This is a genomic window from Flammeovirga pacifica, assembly GCF_000807855.2.
Lineage (GTDB): Bacteria > Bacteroidota > Bacteroidia > Cytophagales > Flammeovirgaceae > Flammeovirga > Flammeovirga pacifica.
The window spans coordinates 3244057-3265362 of the sequence record NZ_JRYR02000001.1; the positions used below are offsets into that span (position 1 = coordinate 3244057).

General features: G+C 33.2%; 18 protein-coding genes and 2 tRNA genes. 5 read left to right on the forward strand and 15 right to left on the reverse strand.

Annotated elements, in window-relative coordinates:
• Positions 1-158 precede the first annotated feature (158 nt).
• Positions 159-1529 (reverse strand): sodium:proton antiporter NhaD, encoded by a 1371-nt coding sequence (gene nhaD, locus NH26_RS12660; RefSeq protein ID WP_242427326.1) that lies wholly within the window; start codon positions 1527-1529, stop codon positions 159-161.
• A gap of 482 nt (positions 1530-2011) precedes the next feature.
• Between nhaD and NH26_RS12665 the strand changes: the two genes are divergently transcribed.
• Entirely contained in the window at positions 2012-2626 is a 615-nt protein-coding gene (locus NH26_RS12665) for a hypothetical protein (RefSeq protein ID WP_044225883.1), read from the forward strand.
• 3 nt (positions 2627-2629) lie between these two features.
• Here the strand turns inward: NH26_RS12665 and mgtE are convergent, their stop codons facing one another.
• Complete coding sequence (gene mgtE / locus NH26_RS12670) at positions 2630-4027, reverse strand: magnesium transporter (RefSeq protein WP_044225880.1); 1398 nt, start codon at positions 4025-4027, stop codon at positions 2630-2632.
• 198 nt (positions 4028-4225) lie between these two features.
• On the opposite strand from mgtE, the gene NH26_RS12675 reads away from it, so the two are divergent.
• Both NH26_RS12675 and NH26_RS12680 read left to right on the forward strand, forming a co-directional pair.
• Complete coding sequence (locus tag NH26_RS12675) at positions 4226-4816, forward strand: riboflavin synthase (protein WP_044225878.1); 591 nt, start codon at positions 4226-4228, stop codon at positions 4814-4816.
• A gap of 1 nt (position 4817) precedes the next feature.
• On the forward strand, positions 4818-5519 hold the full coding sequence (locus NH26_RS12680) for a LytR/AlgR family response regulator transcription factor (protein ID WP_044225876.1): 702 nt from the start codon (positions 4818-4820) through the stop codon (positions 5517-5519).
• Positions 5520-5557: 38 nt separating this feature from the next.
• Here NH26_RS12680 and rimK read toward each other — a convergent pair whose 3' ends face one another.
• The 13 genes from rimK to NH26_RS12745 form a co-directional block, all read right to left on the reverse strand.
• On the reverse strand, positions 5558-6940 hold the full coding sequence (rimK, locus tag NH26_RS12685) for a 30S ribosomal protein S6--L-glutamate ligase (protein WP_044225873.1): 1383 nt from the start codon (positions 6938-6940) through the stop codon (positions 5558-5560).
• A 154-nt stretch (positions 6941-7094) separates the two neighbouring features.
• Complete coding sequence (locus NH26_RS12690; protein ID WP_044225870.1) at positions 7095-8651, reverse strand: DUF4625 domain-containing protein; 1557 nt, start codon at positions 8649-8651, stop codon at positions 7095-7097.
• A 534-nt stretch (positions 8652-9185) separates the two neighbouring features.
• On the reverse strand, positions 9186-10601 hold the full coding sequence (locus NH26_RS12695) for a hypothetical protein (RefSeq protein ID WP_052432123.1): 1416 nt from the start codon (positions 10599-10601) through the stop codon (positions 9186-9188).
• A 185-nt stretch (positions 10602-10786) separates the two neighbouring features.
• The gene (locus NH26_RS12700) at positions 10787-11344 is read right to left on the reverse strand and encodes a YceI family protein (protein ID WP_044225868.1); all 558 of its coding nucleotides are present in this window, start codon (positions 11342-11344) and stop codon (positions 10787-10789) included.
• Positions 11345-11535: 191 nt separating this feature from the next.
• Positions 11536-12171 carry a lipoprotein signal peptidase gene (locus tag NH26_RS12705; RefSeq protein ID WP_044225865.1) on the reverse strand — a complete coding sequence of 212 codons (636 nt, stop codon included), beginning with the start codon at positions 12169-12171 and terminating at the stop codon, positions 11536-11538.
• A 36-nt stretch (positions 12172-12207) separates the two neighbouring features.
• A complete protein-coding gene (locus NH26_RS12710) occupies positions 12208-13677 on the reverse strand; it encodes a TrkH family potassium uptake protein (protein WP_044225858.1) in 1470 nt (489 codons plus the stop codon).
• A gap of 20 nt (positions 13678-13697) precedes the next feature.
• Complete coding sequence (trkA, locus tag NH26_RS12715; protein ID WP_044225855.1) at positions 13698-15041, reverse strand: Trk system potassium transporter TrkA; 1344 nt, start codon at positions 15039-15041, stop codon at positions 13698-13700.
• Positions 15042-15130: 89 nt separating this feature from the next.
• Positions 15131-16678: a YifB family Mg chelatase-like AAA ATPase gene (locus NH26_RS12720; protein WP_044225852.1), complete on the reverse strand. Its 1548-nt coding sequence runs from the start codon at positions 16676-16678 to the stop codon at positions 15131-15133.
• Positions 16679-16708: 30 nt separating this feature from the next.
• Positions 16709-17752 carry a tetratricopeptide repeat protein gene (locus tag NH26_RS12725; RefSeq protein ID WP_071397164.1) on the reverse strand — a complete coding sequence of 348 codons (1044 nt, stop codon included), beginning with the start codon at positions 17750-17752 and terminating at the stop codon, positions 16709-16711.
• 316 nt (positions 17753-18068) lie between these two features.
• Positions 18069-18782, reverse strand: coding sequence for a hypothetical protein (locus tag NH26_RS12730; RefSeq protein WP_044225850.1), 714 nt, complete (start codon positions 18780-18782; stop codon positions 18069-18071).
• Positions 18783-18874: 92 nt separating this feature from the next.
• Positions 18875-18947 (reverse strand) — tRNA-Gln (locus NH26_RS12735).
• A gap of 34 nt (positions 18948-18981) precedes the next feature.
• A tRNA-Gln gene (locus tag NH26_RS12740) sits at positions 18982-19054 on the reverse strand.
• 106 nt (positions 19055-19160) lie between these two features.
• On the reverse strand, positions 19161-19691 hold the full coding sequence (locus NH26_RS12745; protein WP_044225849.1) for a hypothetical protein: 531 nt from the start codon (positions 19689-19691) through the stop codon (positions 19161-19163).
• Positions 19692-19835: 144 nt separating this feature from the next.
• Between NH26_RS12745 and NH26_RS12750 the strand changes: the two genes are divergently transcribed.
• Together NH26_RS12750 and NH26_RS12755 are read left to right on the forward strand one after the other, a co-directional pair.
• Positions 19836-20294: a type I restriction enzyme HsdR N-terminal domain-containing protein gene (locus NH26_RS12750; protein WP_044225848.1), complete on the forward strand. Its 459-nt coding sequence runs from the start codon at positions 19836-19838 to the stop codon at positions 20292-20294.
• Positions 20294-21304 carry a DUF4465 domain-containing protein gene (locus tag NH26_RS12755; protein ID WP_044225845.1) on the forward strand — a complete coding sequence of 337 codons (1011 nt, stop codon included), beginning with the start codon at positions 20294-20296 and terminating at the stop codon, positions 21302-21304. Before NH26_RS12750 ends, NH26_RS12755 begins: the two co-directional genes overlap by 1 nt.
• The last annotated feature ends 2 nt before the right edge of the window (positions 21305-21306 follow it).

The window sequence follows — 21306 nt, forward strand, 5'->3', positions numbered from 1 at the left end:
AGTCATATTTGTTGATAACATTATTTGGAATACAATTTTAAATAGGCTTCTCTTTGAAAGAAATTAGATATCCACAAGAGAAAAAATAAAAAAAATAGGCTGCCATTTACCTATTGTAAACAGCAGCCTAATTTTTTGTAGAATAGTCTACTACTATTTTACATAAAATACATTTCTAAGTAGAATAAAGCTACACCACCAAGGTAACCAATTGCTGCTATCCAAGCGATATTTTTTAAGTACCAAGTAAATGAAATACGTTCCATCCCCATTGCAGCAACACCTGCTGCAGATCCGATAATAAGAATACTACCGCCGGTTCCTGAACAATAAGCTAGCATTTCCCAGAATTTTCCATCAACTACAAAATTAGCCATCTCACCTGTAGCACCTGCTTCTGCAATTGGGTACATTCCCATAAATGCTGCAACAATAGGAACGTTATCAACAATAGCAGATAAAACTCCAATTAATGTATTTTGTAAATATATATCTGTAAAATGTTCTTGCATAAATCCGGCTAGTACATTTAAGTGACCAGCACTACTTAAAGCTCCTACACCTAATAAAATACCCATTAAGAATAATACGGTAGGCATATCAATCTTTTTTAAGATTCGTCCTACATTTAGCATACGCCTATCGGCTGCAGTTTTGCTGTGTAATTTAAAATCAGTCATAAACCACATTACACCCAATCCTAATAACATTCCAATAAATGGAGGAAGGTGTGTATAAGATTTAATTACAGGCACTGCCAATAAGGCTAAAATACCCATTACCAAAACAATAATTCTATCACGCAAAGAAATAAAGGCCGTTTTCTCATCCTCATGCATTTCTGGAGGATCAATTTCACCTTTTAGTTTCATGGCTAAAACTATCATAGGCAAAACCATAGCTACCAATGACGGCATGAAAATCTCTTCTATAATTTTTAAAGCGGTAATTTGACCACCAATCCACAACATAATAGTCGTTACGTCACCGATTGGAGACCACGCTCCTCCTGCATTAGCAGAAATGACAACCATACTGGCAAAATACCAACGTGTTTCATCATCTTTAATCAGTTTTGCCAATACTGCAACAATTACAATTGTTGTTGTCAAGTTATCTAGGGCAGCTGATAAAAAGAAAGTAAGTAAAGACATAATTACCAATAGTTTCGACTTTTGAGTCACTTTAATCTTATTGGTAATAATTCGGAATCCTTGGTATTCATCAATCACTTCGACAATAGTCATTGCCCCCATTAAGAAGAATACAATTGATGCAATTTCGGAGAGATGCTCGGTGAGTTCATGATGTACAATAAACTGTACAATGCCTTCATGACTTGTTTCATTACCACCTTCTACCCATGCTTTCCAAGATTCACTAAATCCTAGTTGAAGAATATCATCAGCACCAATCGCATAAAGTGCCCAAAGACCAGCACCCATAATAAGGGCTGTTGCGGCTTTGTTAATGTGTATATTGTGTTCGAGAACAATTAAAATATACCCGAAAATAAAAATTTCGAGCATTAGATAGTACATCATTATAAAAAATTTTAGGTATAAATTAGGTTTGGAAAAATTACTAAAAAAATAACATTCCAAACATGGTCCAATAGTTATTTTTCGCAAGTTAGGGGAACCTTATTTTATCTACTAATTTTAAAGAATATTTGTTAAGTTTTCTAAACGATAAAGTCTATAATACAGTACAAAACTCTTATTGTACTAACTCATTTATAAAAAAAAGTTGATAAGAGACAAATATTGACCACTAGCATTGAAAAGCTTTATTAGGTTTGATTTTTACACCGTTAGCTATGAACAAGCAAACTAATGTTTGATTAGATCCGAGTCCAAATTAGAAGTAGGCACTGAAATGAAAAATCATTGTCAAATCCTCAATTTTCAAAAGGTTTCTTAACCAATTATGGCAATTTGACCGATATTTTGTTAATTGAAATTATCAGATGACAAACAGCTAAAAAAACACTACTCAGATTATCCACAAAATGTATCAATTATTATTTAAAAGAATAATTCTATTCACCTGTATTATTCTGACTACTAAAATATCTGCACAAACTAATGTTGAAGATGACACCTATTTTATCAACTTTGATATTAAACCTATATCTATTTTAGGAAAAACCAACATCAATTCTTTTGATTGTGATTATGTTCCAGATGAACCATTACATTCTAGTTTTAAACTAAAAAGGGTGAATGATCATTTTCAAAAGATTATTCATGATGAAATGAGCTTGGATGTATTAAAGTTTGACTGTGGTATTAAACTTATGACGAAAGAATTTAGAGAGCTTTTAGATTATAAACACAATCCTTCTATATACATACAGTTTACAGGTCTTGAAAAAGATATATCCGATAAAAAACAGGCCTACATTCATCTGATTTTAAAAATTGGTAAATTGAGTAACCCTCAAAAGTTCAAAGCTAAAATTCATAAAGTATCCACCGAAAAATATGAACTCACCGGCATAGGTCAATTTTCAATTTTAGATTATCAGTTAGACCCTCCTCAAAAAATGATGGGTATGGTAAAAGTCAAAGATCAAATTTCTATTGATTTTACCATACATGTTTCTAAAAATGAAAAATCGTAATCATCATTGTATTAAAAATACAGTAGCTAAACTAAAGTAAATTAATAAGCCTGTTACATCAACAATTGTGGTAATGGCAGGACTAGCTACAACAGCTGGATCACCTCCAAATTTTCTTACTATTAGAGGAAGTCCTGCTCCTATCAAAGTAGAACTAACTACTTGCAATGCTAGCGCTAGGGATATAACAAAAGCAACAAAAGGTAATGTAAGATGGCCTGGTAAAACAGTGTCAAAAGATAGTAAAGACACTTTTACAAAAGCTATTGCTGATAAGCAGACCGCTAATAATAATGATATCCTCATCTCTTTAAAAGTAATTAACCACCAATCTTTCGACTTTACTTCTCCTAATGATAAAGCTCGAATAACTACTGTAGATGCTTGTGATCCTGCATTTCCTCCTGTATCAGCTAACATGGGCATGTATAAAGCCAAAATAACCATTTGATCTAATGCTGATTCAAAATGGTGGATAATCAAACCTGAAACCATTCCTATCACCGCTAAAGAGACCAACCAAATTACCCTTTTCTTAAAGTGTTTGAAAACGGATAAATCTAAATAACTTTCGTCCTCATCAGCCTCATCACTGGGTTGTATACCCATCAGGCGTTCCATATCTTCTGTTTGTTCTTGTACGATGACATCAATTGCATCATCATGTCGAACAATACCTACTAATTTCCTTTCTATGTTGATAATAGGTAGGGCTACTAAATTGTATTTTTCAATCATCTTCGCCACATTTTCTCTATCATCATCTACCTGAGACGCTACAAAATCAACATGAATTAAATCTTCAATTTTATCTTCCAATTCAGCAAGAATAAGATCTTTTAATGTAACGAAACCAAGTAATGTTTTTTCGTTATCTACTACATATACATAGTAGATCATTTTCTTTCCAGGAGAATCTATTTTTATTTTATCAACAGCTTGTCTAACGGTCATCCAGTTACGAACAGTTGCAAAATCTGTGGTCATGATACCACCCGCTGAATCTGCTTCGTAGCCACTCAACTCCAAAACATTACTCCTTACCTGTTTATTTAAGTAAGGCAATAATGCCGATTGTTCTTGTACTGATAAATCTTGATAAAAATCGGCCCTCTCGTCAGAACGCATGTCCTGAAACACTTTTGAAAAAGCTCTTTTATCCAATTGCTGAAAGAAAAAATATTGAGTATCAGCAGATAATTCGCCAAAGATTTGTGCTTTTTCCTTTTTAGAAAATAAAGAGAATACAATCAGTTGATTTTCTTCTTCTATTTTCTCTAGAATTTCTACAATCTCTATGGTAGGTAGTTTTTCGAGTACTTCGCTTAGTACTTCCCAATCTTTTTGATCGATAAGGCTTTTGACAATTTCATATCTTTGATCGCTGTTAGTAACTGTCATTATTATTTGAAATATGAGATGGTAGTATCAGTTTTATATCAGAATAGTATCTAATAATTAAGACTATTTGAAACGATTTAAATTTAACAAATAGGCAGTATTGTAGACTATATTATGATTATTCCTTAAAAGTAAAATATCTATAATGAATTTTGACTAAATTGTATTTTAATAATCACAAAACCCTTAATAATTAAAATGTTTACAGGAATAATTGAAGCTTTAGGCAAGATTACTGATATAACAAAAGATCAAGAGAATACGATTTTTACAGTAGAATCACCGATTTCTCACGAACTTAAAATTGATCAAAGCTTAGCACATAATGGGGTTTGTCTAACCGTAACACATATTGATGGTCAAAAACATCAAGTAGTAGCGATTCATGAGACACTTCAAAAAACAAATTTAGGAGATTGGACCGTTGGCGATGTAGTCAATTTAGAAAGAAGTATGCCTTCTCACGGCCGTTTTGATGGTCATATTGTACAAGGTCACGTCGATCAAATCGGAGAGTGTATTAATGTACAAGACGAACAAGGTAGCTGGAGATTTACTTTCGAATATGATGCATCTACTAAAAACTTTACTGTAGAAAAGGGTTCTATTTGTGTAAATGGAGCAAGTCTTACTGTGGTTGATGATGCTAAAGGTCAGTTTAGTGTTGCTATCATTCCTTATACTTATGAGAATACTAATTTCCATAAAATTAAAAAAGGAACAAAAATCAATTTAGAATTTGATATATTAGGAAAGTATATTCAAAAGTTAAAAACACTAGATCTCTAAAATGAGCAATATTAAGTGTCTTATAGTAGATGATGAAGAAGTTTCTCGCATGGTAGTGCGTGACTTTGTGAAACGTTCCGAGGGTTTAGAACTTGTCGGAGAGTTTGACAATGCCGTATCTGCTTATGAAGCCTTACAAAATACTGCTGTTGATGTACTTTTCTTAGATATAGAGATGCCTCAAATGACGGGCATTGAATTAGTTCAATCTCTAGAAAAGTTACCTCAAGTTGTTTTAATAACAGGGAGAAGAGACTTTGGAGCCGAAGCTTTTGAATTTAATCTCACAGACTATTTGATCAAACCAATTACCTACCCTAGGTTTTTGAAAGCCGTTGAGAAAGCAAAACAGTCTATCGAAACAAGTGATCAGAAATTAGTTGAAACAAGCTCGGATGATACCTTGTTTGTTAAGGCTGATAGTAAAATTATCAAATTATCTCTCTGTGATATTTATTTTGTCGAAGCTCTGTCAGATTATATGCTGATCAATACATTGGATAAAAAATATGTGGTACACTCTACCATGAAAGCATTAGAGAAAAAATTTCCTGATAATTTTATTCGTGTTCATCGGTCATATATCGTCAATTTAGAAAAAGTAGACACTATTGAGGACATGCAAATAGTAATGCCTCAAAAAGAAATACCAATAGGAAATAGCTATAAAAACAATTTCCTTTCGAAATTGAATTTCTTATAAACAGAAACGCTCCAAGATTTGACTCTTGGAGCGTTTTTTTATTTAGCCTTTTTCTTTTTAACTCCTTTTTCTACTGCATCGATTAAAGATCCAGCAATATCTTTATCAGAAACGCCTTCTATTCCTTCTAAGCCAGGGGACGAGTTTACTTCTAACAATAATGGGCCGTTACTACCTCTAATAATATCTACTCCAGCTACTTTTAATCCTAAAGTTTTAGCCGCTTGTATGGCGATTTTTTTCTCTTCAGCAGTAATTTTCACTTTAGAAGCAGTACCTCCCATGTGGATGTTTGCTCTAAATTCTCCAGGAGCAGCAGTACGCATAATGCTTTCTACTACTTTACCATTCACAACAAAAATTCGAATATCCTTTCCATTCGATTCTTTGATAAACTGTTGTACAAGAATATTAGCTTTAAGACTTTTAAATGCATTAATAAGACTTTCAGCTGCCTTTTTTGTCTCTGCTAAAACAACTCCTTTACCTTGAGTTCCTTCTAGAAGCTTTACAATAAGAGGTGCTCCCCCTACCATTTCTATAAGACTTTCGGTATCTAATGGCGAATTAGCAAAACCAGTTGTTGGTATAGGTAATCCACTGTTGATAAGTAGCTGTAAAGAGTGCAATTTATCTCTAGATTGAGTAATGGCATTTGCGGTATTTAAAGTATACACTCCCAATGCTTCGAAATGCCTTGTTAATGCTGTACCATAAAATGTCATCGATGGGCGAATTCTAGGAATGACTGCATCAAAATGGTTAAGTACTCTCCCTCCTCGATAATGCATCTCTGGTTTTTCTCCATCTAGTTTAATGTAACAGTCTTTGATATTCAAAAATTCTATATCATGACCATGTTGTTGTGCTGCTTCTATGATTCTTCTATTGCTGTAAAGGTTAGGGTTACTAGCTAATAGCGCAATTTTTAAACCCGTAGAATTTCTTTCGTGAGTTTTATAAAATTGATCAATAACATTAGAAGATAACTCGCCTAAATTAAAAGATACTTCGGGGTCTACCAATAACTTTCCAGACATTGCTTGTCTCCCTAAAAGCATACGGTATCCCATAGAATCTCTGTTGGTTAGCGTTAATTCTACATCCCAAGTGGCTTCAGCCATAGAAATCACCGATTTGATTACATATCGTTTTTCACTTTTTCCACTAGAGCTTTTAACCGTTCTTTTATCAATTACTTTTGCCTCACAATGCACCGCAGTCTTACCGTTGTTTTGTAGTGGATGCACTTCAAAACTTACCCAGCTTTCTCCATCCTTTTTAAATGGAGTTATATTTACAGCGTGTAATGCAGATGTCTTAGCTCCAGAATCCACTCTTACTTTTATAGCAGGAATCCCTAATTGAGGTAATGCAGACCATTCTTCACTCCCCACAACAACTTTGTCAATAGAAGTCATTATTTATACTATTTATCAAACAGAAATATTTAAAATAAAAAAAAATGATTGTGATATAATTATACCACAATCATTAAACTGATTTTCTGATGATTAGTTACAAAAATCATCAGAAAATAGAAATATTTTTTATATCAAATTTAAACAAGGTTCTTTAATCACCTAACTTTCCATAATCAACAGAAAATCTATAGAATTCCTCATCCACTTGACCTCTTACATCAACTGCTCTGATTTTAAGAATAAACTCAGAATTTGTGTATCCATAAAGGTCTTCTCCTGAAGGAATTGATTTAACCAATAAATTCATATCTGATACTATTGTTCCTATATCAATTGGATAAGTTAAATTAGAAAAGTCAGTAATTATTCTACTTTCTCCTTGTCCTTCAGTACCTAATTGAACATCAGTAAATTCTATCACTAAAGAATCCAATGCTACATTTTCATCTACTTTACCGTCTAGTTGAATACGAACATTATCTGTATCTGCTTCATCAAGTACTTTTACCGTATTTTCTGGTACATATTCTTTTACTCCATTAAATATAAAATCCGTAACAAGAATTGCTGGTGGTAAATCTTCTTTAGCCACAATAGAGTATCTAAATAAAGATGCTTCGCTCCAAGTTTGATCTTGATCAATAACTTGTACACTTACAGTAATTGTCTCACCTGTTGATGAACTTGTAGGATCAAAACCCCAACTGAAATCTAAAGACGATAATGATACTAAATCAATAGAGTTTACACCATTTAAAGGTAACTCTTGATCAAATAAAGTTTCAGGAGTTACAGACTCATTTCCTAAATCAAGTGTTGATTTTATTACTTGTAGTCTAACTGAATCTAGCCCACCTTCATCTTGTACAACTAAGGTATTTAATGCAAATTCAGCACCTGGGTAAATCAAAACAATTCTATCAGATGGAATTTGCTCTGTTGATGTATAACTGTCAAAATTAGGAGCAACATCATCACAGTTAATTGTTAACTGTTTGATATAAGTAGAAGTATTACCAAAAAGATCCTCGATGATAAGTGTCAAGTTGGTAGTACCATTTACAATATCATTAGGTATAAATAATTTTTTTTGAACGATAGAGTTAATATTTACGCTTTCGCCCTGTAAAGGAAATAGTATAGGGTAACTATCACCTATCTGTACAGAAACTTTTGCTAGACCTATATTATCAATTAACATTCCGTCTAGATAAATTCGCTCTCCTCTACAAAAAACAGTCGCCTCTGTATTTCCAGGTATAGCAGATACAACATCAACATCTCCGTCAACAGATGGCCCTAAGGTATCTGTCCCAATTTGGAAAAAAGTAGTGTCTTCTATAATATTGCCACCTGCATCTTTATTCCTTAGAGATAGATAATAGGTACCAATAGAAACATGAGGAGGTACCACTAAAGCCGAATCAATAACAATGGCTCTTGCATTTACCTCATAGGTTGAATCATATTCAAATTTTACAGTTGATGTATTTTCATCATTTACTTTTCCAATAGAAACAGTAGCCTCTTCGATTAAAAAATTATCAGAAAAAGTAACTTGTAAGTTAAAGGTATCTTTATAGAAAAATATGCTCTCTTCATTTATGTCCATTGAATTTATCGATGGATCAAAATTATCTTCTAAAGCGATACATGAAGTAAAAACAGCATAAAGAATAAAGTATAAAGCAATGTTATGTAGTTTCATTCTAGTAATTTGGTGAGTCAGTTGACATGCAATTTAACGAATGTTAATAAAAGATGATAATATTCGGAAGAGAAAATAGTTAACAAGATGATTTTCAGTAAAAATTCATGCAATCGGTTTCTACAAAGTAACAATGATACTTATTTTTAAGTTATTTTTTAATTTTTATCTTAAAGAAAGTTTAATATTGACCAAATAGCATTAAAAACTATAAATCATTTCATTTTACAGGATATTATGAAGACTTTTGTAAGGTCATCAAGAAGATATTGATGTTAGTTGGAGCCCTAAGGTAATTCAACGATACATCTAAATTTTTACTATGTTAAGCAGCATAGAAGTCAGATGAATAGATTGAAGAGAGAGCTTGGAGAACGTTAGATATTTTGTAACTAACGTTCTTTTTTTATGTCTCATTTTTCATAACATTTAACACATCAATCATTTGAATAATTTGAAATTAAACACAAAAAAAGGTATCTCTTTTTCAAGAAATACCTTTTCAACTTCAATAATAATTATTCAATTTTTCAATTAGAAACTAATTGCAGCTTCTAACATGAATCCATTGAATTTACCATCTTCATATATAGCATTTGTTGATCCACCTACTGCTCCTTCAGGTGCAGCTCTGTGTGTTTCAGCATAAACATCATATCCACTGTAAGTATGGTGTACATAACCCGCTTTCATCATCACGTTTCTTGTCATGAACCAACCTGCAGCTACTTCAATTCTATTTTGACGTAGGTTAGCGTTATCCACTGACCATTCTTCGCCTACACCGTTTCCGTCGGCATCAAAGTATTCACCACCTTCATTTCTATTAGTACCCCAAGCAGTGTTGTATTTACCACCAACATAGAATTGCTCAGTACCACCAAATCTGTAAATCAATTCAGCATTGATTTGGTTCCAGTTTCTAGACTCGATATCATCGTTATCATTGAATTCATTTTTACCTGAACCATTAGATACTTCATATGTACCGAAGAATTCTAAACCTTTGAACTTCACAAATGGGTTAATCATAAATGAAGTGATTTGTCCGGTAAAACCTGGATCTACACGACCATTTTTATATGATGATGTAGTTGAGTGATCTGGTTCATCCATTACTGAATAGAATCTTGAACCAGCTCTATCACCTGCATAAAGGTTTGCGTTAGCAATATTAGAGTTATGATATACTGAACCTGTTAAACGAGCTCTTAAGTCGTCGTTGATTTGTTTGTCGTAACCTAATTTACCATAAACAGACCAGTTACCTGTAGAAGTTACATTTTGGTTTAATTTACCATTTGAAACACCGGCCATACCGATCCAACCTGCTTTTTGAGCATATACTTCCATAGCCATTTCAGTAGCAAATGGATCCATGATTGTATTTCCGAAGAATGCATTACCTACTGCATAAGCATTGTTTGTTCTTCTGAAATGTTGATCACCATAGTTGATTTCCATTTGACCAACTTTCACAGTAATGATATCCATGATATCGTCTGCCAATTGGCTTTCTAGTTTAAGGAAGTTCAAATTATCAATTTGTAAATAACCACCCATAACCCATGCATCGTTATGGTGACGTGATGACAAGTAAGTTTGTAAGTGAACTCTAACACCATCCGCTAACTGAGCATCAATGTTTAAATTGGCTGTAGGTAGGTTAAAACCAGGATGAATATTCGCAAGTTCAACTACACCACTGTTTGAGTGAGATAAACCTTGCATCTGTAATGCGAAGTCAGCACCTACTCTTACTTTCATACCATCAAATCCTACTGTATCTGATTTTGTAGTTTCGAATACGCCAATGCCTCTTTGGTCATTGTAACGCATATATTGCATATCTCTGTTGAAAATACCGCCTTTATTTTGAGCATAAGTAGACCCTAAAGTGGCGAAAAAAAGCATAGCAAGTACACTCAACACTTTGTATTGATTGTTCATAATAATTTAATTGATTAGTTTGGTTTTAGGATAATTCTTAGAATGAGAATCCCAATAATTGTTTTAGTTTTTACTCAAAGTAAAATATTTAGGAGGGGGAAAACACCTCAATATCAATTTCTTTACTTTGAGATAGTATTTAATGAAGATTGGAATGGGTGATAATTCCAGTCTGAACATTCTGATTAAATGAAAGTGACTTTCATCTCGATTTTCACTTCGTCGACAACCTTAATGGCACCAAACATCAAACTAGGTGGTTCTACACCATAATCAGACATATTGAAAGTTGTGGTACCTTTAAAAGTGACCTTACCATTACTTACTGTAGTTGTTGGTTTTAGCGTTATTGCTTTTGTGTTTCCATTAATTGTAAGATTACCTTGAGCAGTTACATTACCCTCAGAATCTACAGTAGCAGATGTCAATTTATAAGTGATATTTGGATGCTTTTTGGCATACATTGTTTTGTGCATGTTACCATCTAGGCTACTTTTGCCCGATTCCATGCTGCTCACTTCCATAGTAAGATTTAATGACTCGATTGCAGTTACATTAGCATTTTCAACTGTAATTTTTGCATCACCTGTCATCTTTTTGACATCTCCTTCCCAATCGTGCGTATTGGACGTACCAATAGCAGTCACCTTGCTTTCTTCAAGTACTAGCTTACTTGTTTGAGCTTGGACAGTTAACGATAATAAAAGAATGGACACAATGGTAGAAATGATATTAGTTTTCATTAAATGGTTTTAGTTTATAATTTTAGATAATTCTTTTCTCTTACGGGGTGTATTCAAATGTACATTAACAATTGGCAGAAATCGAAAAAAAAATAGTTATTGATCGTAAACAAAAAACAACAAATCTAAATCGATGCGCCGATTTAAATTTGTTGTTTTTTCTATTGATACAGGTCATTTTTATTTAATGACTATTCTTTCTCAATCACTTCTTTTTTTAATTCTTTCTTATCATACTCTGCAAATTTATTTTGAAAAATAAAGATGAAAAGTACCCCTAAAAAGATTGCAGAGTCTGCAATATTAAATACCGGGCTAAAGAATAAAAACTTGTCTCCTCCATAAAAAGGCAACCAATCAGGAAAATTACCTCTTACCATTGGGAAGTAAAGCATATCAATTACTTGTCCATGAAACCAAGGAGTTGGAGAATTAGGAATCATATTTCCTTCTATAAATACTCCGTAGAATACAGAATCTATAGAATTACCAATTGCACCACCTAATATCATTGCTCCACAAACAAGAAAGCCCCAATGTGCTCCTTTTTCATTCATGATGTAAAGACCATAAACAATACCTCCTGAAGCTATAATTCTAAATGTCGTTAATATTAATTTACCGTATTCATTACCAAATTCCATCCCAAATGCCATTCCTGGATTTAATAAGTAATGTAATCTAAACCAATCGCCAATTACTTTTACTTCTCCAAAAGTACCCATATCCATAAAGTTATGAACCAATAACTTGCTCAGTTGGTCCAACACTATAACCAATATGGCTACTCCATAAATTTTTGATAAATTATTTTTCTTATTTCCCATCATTCCTTTCCCTTCGGAATTAAAATTAGCTTTAAATTAGAATCTACTCCAGAAATAAGGAGTAAATATGATCATTACAGTAAAGAGTTCTAGTCTACCTAGTAACATTAGAAACGAAAGTACCCATTTTGCTAAATCTGGCAAATGAGCAAAGTTATCAACCGGACCTACAGTACCAATACCTGGTCCGATATTACCTAATGATGTAGCCACTGCACCTATAGAAGTCATTAAATCTACACCAATAGCAGACATCACTAAAATTCCTATTCCAAATATCAAAAAGTAAGCCATGATAAAAGCAAGTACATTAAAGGTAATACTTCCTTTTATTGCTTTACCATTAAACCTTACAGGTATAATTGCTGTTGGATGAAGTTGTCTTTTCAATTCTAAAAAAGAGTTCTTGAATAGAATAATATGACGAACAATTTTTACACCTCCTGCAGTAGACCCTGCCATACCACCACTAAACATCAACACAAAAATAATCATGGTAGCAAATGGTGTCCAAGCAGTATAATCTGCAGATACAAAACCTGTTGTTGTTATGATTGATATTACTTGGAAAAGAGCATCTCTAAACGATTTCTCTACACCTAAGTCGGTAGTCATCACTATAGTTACTCCTATGGCGAAAGTAGCCAAGGCTATTACATAAATATAATATTTATACTCTTCATTGTTCCAAATCGCTTTAAACATTCTCTTAAATAAAAAGTAGTTTAAGGTAAAATTGGTACCCGCCAATAGCATAAAAATAATCAATATGTATTGTATGTATGGAGAAAATGAGGCTGCACTATCATTAAATGTAGAAAATCCTCCTGTGGCCATTGTTGTTAAAGCATGGTTTAAAGCGTTATAAAAACTCATCCCACCAGTCATTAGTAAAATGGTTTCAACACCTGTTAAACCTGCATATACCCACCACAATCTTCTTGCTGTTTCTTTTATTCTAGGTTGCAATTTATCTGGTGTAATACCAGGGGCTTCCGCCACAAATAACTGCATACCTCCAATGCCTAAAAATGGTAATACTGCTACTGCCAACACAATGATACCCATACCACCAATCCATTGTGTTAGTGATCTCCAGAATAGTATCCCTTTTCCGACACTTTCTATATCGTTAAGTATACTTGCTCCAGTAGTAGAAAAACCAGAAATTGTTTCAAAATATGCATCTGCAAATGAGGGATTAATCTCACTAAACAGATAAGGTAGACTACCAAAAAATGCCATCAAAGCCCAGCCCAACGAAACGATTATATAACCATCTTTCTTTCTGAATTCTTGAGAATATCCTACTTTCCTAGCATATAAAGAGGCAATACCTCCTGAAAAAATAGTGATTGCTCCTGCTTTGACTAATGCTTCCCAGTCACCATCACCAAAATAAAATGCAAATGGCAAGCAGAAAAGCATAAAAACCCCATTCAAAAGAATAAGGATACCTAAGATTCTACAGATAAGCCATATATTGAATAAACCTTTTCGTTGCATGCGTTTAGTAAAAATCAGGTTTAACGGAAGAATGCTTCCACTTTAGATATACATTCGGGACGGGTCAAGACCACTGCCCTATCATAAGGTTCGAATTGGAAATCGCCTTTAGGAATATAGGCTTTTCCTTTTCTAATTGCTCCACCAATAATAGCTGACTTAGGAAACCCTAAATCTTTCAATACTTTTTCAGTTACTGGAGAGTTTTCGTTCACTACGAACTCCAATACCTCAGCATCTACACCATGAACATTGGTAAGTGAAATAATTTCGCCTCTTCTTATGTATCTAAAGATGAAACTTGCTGCAATTAGTTTTTTATTAATTAAAGTATCTACACCCATGTTTTGAGATAAATGAATGTAGTCCATGTTTTCAACCAAGGCAATAGTTTTATCTACGCCATGCTTTTTGGCAACCAAAGAAGTGATAATGTTGGTTTCAGAGTCTCCAGTAACAGCAATAAATGCATCTGCACTATCAATTCCTTCTTCCTCAAGAAGATCAACATTTCTACCATCTCCATGAATAACCAATGTATTTGGTAGCTCTTCTGCTAATTGAAATGCTTTCTCTTTATTTTTTTCAATAAGAACGACATTGTATTTAAAGCTCAAAGATCTAGCGGCATAAAAACCTACTTTACTACCACCAAGAATAATCAACCTCTTGATCTTTTTCCCTAGCTTTTTTCCTGTAAGTCGAATAACACTCTCTACGCCATCAGGTTTTGCGATGTAGTAAACGTGATCTCCTAATTCAAATTTAGTATGACCTCTAGGAATAATAGTTTCATCATTTCTTAGGATAGCTACAGTTAGAAACTTGAAATCTTTATTTAGATAAGTCGTTTCTTCTAGTGTTTTCCCAACTAATGGTTTTTCAGAATCAATGGTGATCCCAATAAGAGAAAGTAAACCCTTTTCGAATTCAAAAGTATCGGTAATTGCGGCCTCTTTTAAAAGCCTTTTAATTTCTTTTGTAGCAAGAAGTTGAGGTGAAATCATTTCATCGACACCCATTCTTCTCATATCCAATATATCACGAGAGTGTAAATATTCACTATTCGTAATTCTTGCAATTGTTCTTTTTGCTCCCAATCTCTTGGCAACCATTGCAGTAATAAGGTTGGTCTCTTCTGATGAAGTCACAGAGATCAACATATCAGATTTATCAACATTCGCTTCCTCAAGGACAGCAAAAGATGTAGATGAACCTTTTACAGTCGCTACATCTATATGATTAGCGGCATGATTTAAACTATCAACATTAGTATCGATAAGTGTAATATCATGGTCTTCGTGTGCCAGTAGTTTACCCAAATGGAAACCTACATCACCTGCTCCCGCAATAATGATTTTCACAGCTACTTTCTCTTTATTTCGAAACTTGTTTTCCTAAAATTAGGAATATTAAGGCAAATATAAGCAGATAAGTATAGTTGTAATAATTTTTAGCCCTCAACCCACGATTCTCTGTCTAAACTTCTAAATTGAATCGCCTCAGCGATGTGTCCTGCTTCCACTTTTTCACTTCCTGCCAAATCAGCAATCGTCCTTGCCACCTTCAAAATCCTATCATATGCTCTTGCAGACAAGCCGAGTCTATCCATTGCAGATTTTAGAAGATTTTTTCCTAATGGATCTAAAGTGCATATTTTTTTCACTACTTGAGAAGGCATCATTGCATTACTATGTAATTTTAATCCTTCTTTTTCGAACCTATCTTTTTGTATCTCTCTAGCCTCGATTACTCTTTTACGAATTTCATTACTGGATTCTGCTTCTTTTAAAGACGCAATTTGATCAAAAGAAACTGGAGTAACCTCCACATGTAAATCTATACGATCTAATAATGGTCCGCTAATCTTGTTCAAATATTTTTGTACTGCTCCTGGAGGACAAGTACAATCTTTTTCTGGGTGATTATGATATCCGCAAGGACAAGGGTTCATACTCGCAATCAACATAAAATTAGCAGGAAAGTCTACTGACATTCTTGCTCTTGATATACTTACTTTCCTCTCTTCAAGAGGTTGGCGCATAACTTCTAATACCGTTCTTTTAAACTCTGGTAATTCGTCTAGAAATAAAACCCCATTATGAGAAAGTGATATTTCTCCGGGTTGAGGCACTCCTCCTCCTCCAACTAAAGCGACATCACTAATGGTATGATGTGGCGATCTAAAAGGACGAGTACTTATAAGATGTCCATTATTAACCCCTAACTTTCCTGCTACAGAATGAATTTTTGTTGTTTCTAATGCTTCCTGTAAAGAAAGTGACGGTAAAATTGTGGCCAATCTTTTTGCCAACATTGTTTTACCTGCACCTGGAGGTCCTATCATAATAACATTATGACCACCTGCTGCCGCTATTTCTAAAGCCCTTTTCATGTTCTCCTGACCTTGAACTTGAGAAAAGTCTAGTTCGTAATCATCTAACATATCATCAAAAAGCTCTCTTGTGTCTATTTCTAGTGGTTTTATTTCTTTATCTCCTTGCACAAACTCAATAGCTTCTAATAGACTTGAAACACCTATAACATCCAAGTTATTAACAATAGCTGCTTCTTCAGCATTTTCTTTAGGAAGGATAAAGCCTTTTTTACCTTGTTTTCTTGCTTCAATAGCGATAGGTAAAGCTCCCTTTATAGGTCTTAACTCTCCATCTAATGAGAGTTCTCCCAAAATGATGTAGTCTTCTAATGCTCTTGCACCTATCTGTTCTGAAGATTGTAAAATGGATAAAGCAATGGGTAAATCGAAAGCAGCTCCTTCTTTTTTAGTAGCTGCAGGAGCTAAATTTACGACCACTTTTTGCCTTGGAATAACATAGCCATAATGCTTAACAGCACTTTCTACTCTATGTTCACTTTCTTTTATGGCACTATCGGGTAAACCTACCACAAATAGTCCTTTACCATTTAAAACATTCACCTCTATTTCTATAAGAGAGGCATCTACTCCGTAAACAGAGCTTCCGTAAGTTTTTGAAATCATAGTTATTTTTGAATCGTAGCAGTTTTGAATTTATTCATTTGTTTCATCAGAAGAATCTATCGTTGCCTCTTCTGTAGTAGTCTCTTCTTCTACAGGAGGAGGAGCATACATTCTTCTCAATATTGCTCTTAAGTTATTTAATGCTTTTCTAGCATCTAAATAAGAAGGATCTATTTCTAGTGCTTTCTCGTAGTTATTTCTAGCCTCTCCATAGTCTTTAATTAAATACTGTTCCGTTAGTCCCAGTTCATACCAAAGTTCTTTTGCGTTTTGTTCATATTGTAATCCTTCTAAAAATACTTTTTTTGCTTCTAATGGAAGTCCTTTTTTACGTAATAGTTTTCCTAATTGTCTTGAAGTATGCATTTGAGTAGGATCAATTTTCAATACTTCTTTAAAAATAAACTCTGCACTATCGAGATGTTGTTCTTGTACTAATAATTCTGCTTCGAATGTCTTTAAAGACAAAGAAGTAATCTCTTTTTCCTTTGTGGTATTTATTATTTGCTTTGCTTCCTCTAATTGATTTTTTTTCATCGCATCATGAACAAGGTAAGCATAAGCCAAGGTATCAAAAGGATTCAATCCTATAATTTCTTTATTGATATTTTTGACCTTTTCAGTATTTCCAGAAATAAAATAATATTCTGCCCATACTCTTTTTAATTGGATACTATTAGGTGCTTCTATATTTGATTTTAATAGTAATTGATAAGCACTATCCAATTCATTCATTTTTAGAAAAGATTGAGCAAGAAGAATATTTAAAAACGGATGTTTATAAGCTTTCTCTGATGCTAATTTGATATTAGAAATAGCATCTTCATAGTTTTTAAAGGCATAATGATTTTTTGCAGCGAGGAAAAAGTAACTCCCTACAGTAGAATCTATAGCTGTGGCTATTGAAATATCTTCTAAGGCTGCTGCCCATTGTTTGATTTCATATTCAGCATTAGCTTTTAAATAGTGTAGGTTAGCATTGTTCTCATCATCACGGATAAGATCTTCCAAATAATTAATTTGCTTCACATAATAGGCTTCTTTCTTCGATTTTGCATCAACAAAGCCTTCCATTACATCAACCTTTTGTTTACAACCTATTAGGAAAATAAAAAGGATGCTATATAAAATTGATAATCTAATCATTAAACACTTAATGCTAAAAAATATGTTGTGTAGATTGTTTCACCATTAAAGTAATGTACCATAGCTTGATTTTGATAAACCACACTAGAAAAATGTATCTAATAAAATCCTACCGTTGATAAAAAAATCGCTATAATATAAAAAGTACGTTGGTATACTACTTCAACACTCTAAGTTCTAGAAATTTTAAGAATAAAAAAAGCCCACTTTGGGGAAGAAGTGGGCTTTTTGTAAAGAATAATGCTTATGACATCTTATTTTCTCTTTTTCTTAAAGAAGAAAGTTCTTTTTGCATTTCTTCTCCTTTATTTCTTTCAGTAACTAGTTCTCTTCTGACTTTCATCTCTCTTTCTTGAGCCTTAGTTCTGAAATCATCATATTCTTTTTCAACATTATCATAATCTCGTTTCACCTCAACTACTGTTTGGTTATTTGATTTGAATTTGATCAAACCAAAAATCAAAACGAGGATCAAAATTACAATAATAGAAAAGGCGGTATAAACTACAGAATATTTATCTAGATCCATACCTGCTAGTGTGATGTAATCTCCAAGATCGATTAAACGATCTTTCTCACCCAACCTAGCTTCCATTTCTTTTACTTCCTGATTAGCTAATGCCGTCTCTTTACGCGCCTCTATAGCATCAGTGTAAGCTGTAGACAACGTATCATCTACTTCTGCCCAATAAGAGTTTAACCAATCTTGTTTAATCATACGGTACTCTTTCCAGCGACCGCCTCTTTTAGACATAAACTCGTATTTTGATTTAAGCGTATTATCCGCTGGGCCTTTAGGTTTGGCAGGTGCAGCCTTTTTAGTAGAAGTAGTTTTCACAGTACTACTTGTAGTATTACCAGTTTGAGTTGCTGAACCTGCAGTCTCTTGAGCATAAACACCTAATATCGTTAATGATAAAGTTAAAGTGAATATGACTTTTAATATTCTTTTTGACATGTTAGTTGGTATTTTTATTATATCTATTTTACAAATATAAAAATAGCGAGCAAAAAAAAAGCCTTACAGTGAAAATCTGTAAAGCTTTTTTGTTGTCCGACTAGGTCTCGAACCTAGACTCTTCTGTACCAAAAACAGACGTGTTGCCAATTACACCATCGGACAATATTCCGGAAAAAGATCTCAAATGTTATTTATGTTGTCCGACTAGGTCTCGAACCTAGACTCTTCTGTACCAAAAACAGACGTGTTGCCAATTACACCATCGGACAATTTCTGAGAGCGTTTCCCCGAAATGCGATGCAAAAGTATATCGAAAAATTTAATCTTGCAAATTATTTATTAAAAAAATCAATAAATAATTGTAAATAAAAACCATTAAAAATGATTATTTCTCGAAAAATCTTGATTACATCTTGATATAAAACTCTCTAATTCAGGGATATTCCCATCTACAAAAAACTGATTTTGTACTCCATTTTTTTGTAAAACTTCTATTTGATAATTTCCTACAAAGCCATAATAGAATAAAAAGGCACACGCCAAAAAAACAGAAAATCCTGTGAATAACTCAAAGAAACCTGAAAAAGAAGAGAACAAAGCAAATGGACCTAAAATTCCTCCTGATAGTAATGGTAGTATCAGTTTCTTCTTTTTCACAAATAGTTTTTTGATATGACGTTTCTCAAATTTCCTTCTAGTGCTGGTAAGATTTAATTCAAAAAATATAGTAGTCATTTTTATATAATTCCCTTCCCCCAGTTGGAGTACCTCATCATTATTTTCTTCTATATTTAGCCATTTATATAAATAACTATAAGAGTAATAATATTGTGAAGAAGGTACTGCCTTCGACATATTAGTATCGTCAAATTGATCTTCAGGGCGATATGTTGTGTATTCTGCCAAAGAAACTATTAAATTAAATCTATGTTGTGCTTTCTATAAAGAGACGTCAAAAAATAATCATTGAACATAATTCATATTCAATATATCATCAAATTCTTTCTAAATTTACATAGAGTATGTTGTTTTTAGGTTTTCATTCATAATATGCAAAAATTAAACTTACCATTATCTAAAGTCCGAACAGAAGAAAAAGAGGGAAAAACCTATATTTTTGATCCAATCAGAAAAAAAATGTTGTTACTTACTCCTGAAGAATGGGTAAGACAACAATTTTTACAAATGTTATTGGGCATGGGATTTTCTAAAAACTTAGTAGGTATAGAAAGTGGGCTAACGGTTAATAAGCGTATTAAACGTTCTGATCTCTTGTTTTATGAAAGAGGTGGCACTCCTTTTCTACTTGTAGAATGTAAATCTCCTACCGTAAAATTAAGTAATGAAACATTTCAGCAGGTGGCTCAATACAATAGTAAAATTAAAGCTCCCTTTATTTGTATTACTAATGGGCTGCAACATTACTTTTGTTCTATTAACTTTGAAAAAGGAAGCTATGAGTTTTTAAAAAAAATCCCTCTTCCTTGTTATATTAATAAGAAAAAATAATGAAATCATTTTTTATATACATCTTCACTTTTATTTCTTCATTTCTTTTGTACTCTTGTGGAGTAGAAGAAATTAAAGACCCGCGTTTAGAAGTGGCCATTATATCTCCAAAAGTTAACCCGACTACCGCAAGAGCATTGGTTTTAAAAGATCAAAAATTTGTTTACGAAGCAAGGGTAAGAGGTGGAGATGACGATTCCTATAAATGGTCTGTCAATAATGAACAAATTGCCACTACCTTAAGAACTGATTCTATTTCATATAGTAATGAAGGTTTTCAAATTGCCAAATTTGAAGCGGGAAACAATACCTATACAGGAAGTGCTGAAATCACATTATATGTTGTTGAAAGAGCTGCATCTTTCGACGATCTTACTTTAAATGATAATTCCTATTGGGTAGGGAATGATATGAGTGGATCTTCTTCTACATTTACTTCAGGGAACATATCATTTAATAATGTTTCTCCTACCTCTTCTGATGATTATTATGAATTTGGATATTCTAATATTACAGATTCTAGTGTTAGTGAATACGGTCAGTACGGTGCATTTTTATTACTACCTTCAAATAATCAATTCGGAGTAGTAAGAACTTATGAAAATGGAAAGTTGATCATGAAATTTGATGGAAAATATAGCCCTATGAGCATAGATTTAGCGAATAATGGCTCTGTTGTTCAATATGCTAAAGGCGAAACCGGGAACAATGCTTTCAGTAATGGAGACTTTTACCAAATAGACATCAGAGGTATTAGAGGCGATACTGTTGCTACTGATACTGTCATTTCTACTACTTTAATTTCTAGAATAAGTAACAACTTATCTGTTAACAACAGTTGGGAAAATCAAGAACTCATTTCACTCGGTCTTGTTGAAGGGTTAGAATTTACGATTACAACAAGTAAAAAAGATACGGCAAATGTCATTACTTACCCAAGAAGGTTCTGTATAGATAACCTTATCTTACTCAATGATTCTGGAGAAATTTCATCATTAATTAATGACTAACT

Bases quoted from the DNA above. Each gene is read 5' to 3' on its own strand.
- nhaD (WP_242427326.1), bottom strand. From the start codon at position 1,529: ATGCTCGAAATTTTTATTTTCGGGTATATTTTAATTGTTCTCGAACAC.
- NH26_RS12665 (WP_044225883.1), top strand. From the start codon at position 2,012: ATGTATCAATTATTATTTAAAAGAATAATTCTATTCACCTGTATTATT.
- mgtE (WP_044225880.1), bottom strand. From the start codon at position 4,027: ATGACAGTTACTAACAGCGATCAAAGATATGAAATTGTCAAAAGCCTT.
- NH26_RS12675 (WP_044225878.1), top strand. From the start codon at position 4,226: ATGTTTACAGGAATAATTGAAGCTTTAGGCAAGATTACTGATATAACA.
- NH26_RS12680 (WP_044225876.1), top strand. From the start codon at position 4,818: ATGAGCAATATTAAGTGTCTTATAGTAGATGATGAAGAAGTTTCTCGC.
- rimK (WP_044225873.1), bottom strand. From the start codon at position 6,940: ATGACTTCTATTGACAAAGTTGTTGTGGGGAGTGAAGAATGGTCTGCA.
- NH26_RS12690 (WP_044225870.1), bottom strand. From the start codon at position 8,651: ATGAAACTACATAACATTGCTTTATACTTTATTCTTTATGCTGTTTTT.
- NH26_RS12695 (WP_052432123.1), bottom strand. From the start codon at position 10,601: ATGAACAATCAATACAAAGTGTTGAGTGTACTTGCTATGCTTTTTTTC.
- NH26_RS12700 (WP_044225868.1), bottom strand. From the start codon at position 11,344: ATGAAAACTAATATCATTTCTACCATTGTGTCCATTCTTTTATTATCG.
- NH26_RS12705 (WP_044225865.1), bottom strand. From the start codon at position 12,171: ATGGGAAATAAGAAAAATAATTTATCAAAAATTTATGGAGTAGCCATA.
- NH26_RS12710 (WP_044225858.1), bottom strand. From the start codon at position 13,677: ATGCAACGAAAAGGTTTATTCAATATATGGCTTATCTGTAGAATCTTA.
- NH26_RS12720 (WP_044225852.1), bottom strand. From the start codon at position 16,678: ATGATTTCAAAAACTTACGGAAGCTCTGTTTACGGAGTAGATGCCTCT.
- NH26_RS12725 (WP_071397164.1), bottom strand. From the start codon at position 17,752: ATGGAAGGCTTTGTTGATGCAAAATCGAAGAAAGAAGCCTATTATGTG.
- NH26_RS12730 (WP_044225850.1), bottom strand. From the start codon at position 18,782: ATGTCAAAAAGAATATTAAAAGTCATATTCACTTTAACTTTATCATTA.
- NH26_RS12750 (WP_044225848.1), top strand. From the start codon at position 19,836: ATGCAAAAATTAAACTTACCATTATCTAAAGTCCGAACAGAAGAAAAA.
- NH26_RS12755 (WP_044225845.1), top strand. From the start codon at position 20,294: ATGAAATCATTTTTTATATACATCTTCACTTTTATTTCTTCATTTCTT.